Source organism: Treponema endosymbiont of Eucomonympha sp., assembly GCF_001028545.1.
On the sequence record NZ_BBPW01000579.1, the window covers coordinates 1 to 470 of the forward strand.

General features: G+C 53.6%; 1 protein-coding gene. It reads left to right on the forward strand.

The features are described 5' to 3' along the window. Positions 1-289: 289 nt before the first annotated feature. Positions 290-454: a hypothetical protein gene (locus AWU74_RS14340; RefSeq protein ID WP_187150971.1), complete on the forward strand. Its 165-nt coding sequence runs from the start codon at positions 290-292 to the stop codon at positions 452-454. Positions 455-470: the final 16 nt, after the last annotated feature.

Genomic DNA, 470 nt, shown 5'->3' on the forward strand with positions numbered 1-470 from the left:
ATGACGACACGGGACAAGCTGCAATGCGGCGTGCTTCTGGGAGCGCTCGCCGTATTGGCGGTGCTGGCGCTTATCGCCGGAATCTTGCGGTGATCATGAAGAGAAGGCACGGACGGTTTGGAAACAAGGCTGACGCGGCGTTTTTTTCGTATGGCAAGGGTATACCTCTCTCGCCTCACCTGCCAATAAAAGCGGTCTTTTCCGCTGTGTGAAAGAACGGCGGACTGACTTCGGGCGCTAAAACATACGGGGTGCTTCCACGCTGAAATAAGAGAATAAGGAGAAGGACATGACAGGCTTAATCGAAAAAGCGAGCAGCATTCCTGACAATGCGGTCAAGGATTTCAAGATTGTCGCTCGGAATATCAACCGCGTGTTTCAAACTAAGCGAGGCGGGGAAGGCAAGCGGGAGTTCACGGCAATAGAGAACGTAGATCGGAAGAGCGTCGGGTAGGGAAGGGGGGTAGATC

What these genes read in the sequence shown, in the direction of transcription:
- AWU74_RS14340 (WP_187150971.1), top strand. Translation starts at nt 290, where the DNA reads ATGACAGGCTTAATCGAAAAAGCGAGCAGCATTCCTGACAATGCGGTC.